General features: G+C 47.2%; 1 rRNA gene. It reads right to left on the bottom strand.

Features of this window, described 5'->3' with window-relative positions:
- Positions 1-259 precede the first annotated feature (259 nt).
- Positions 260-324, bottom strand: a 16S ribosomal RNA gene (locus QP941_RS11575); the annotation flags it as partial.

Genomic DNA, 324 nt, shown 5'->3' with positions numbered 1-324 from the left:
GTCAACAAGCCTTATGGTCAGGCACAAAAAAGGGGGATAATGCCCCAGACACCCAACAATGCACCAACATACAAACATTATTTTTTAATCAACTGTGCATGGACAACGTGTGTCACAAAGCGCCATTCAAACACTCGGCTTGCCTCATCAGGTGTGTGTTTCACCCGGACAATTTTCAATAATAAAAGTTGGCAGTATGACACTCGCATACTCAACCAACCACAGGGTGCAACTGCACCCACAAATAAAAGCTCCTTAGAAAGGAGGTGATCCACCCGCACCTTCCGGTACGGGTACCTTGTTACGACTTCGTCCCAATCGCCG

The organism is Corynebacterium sp. MSK150, from assembly GCF_030229215.1.
GTDB lineage: Bacteria > Actinomycetota > Actinomycetes > Mycobacteriales > Mycobacteriaceae > Corynebacterium.
Note: the sequence above shows the minus strand (reverse complement) of the source record. Positions and strands in the feature narration are given on the sequence as shown.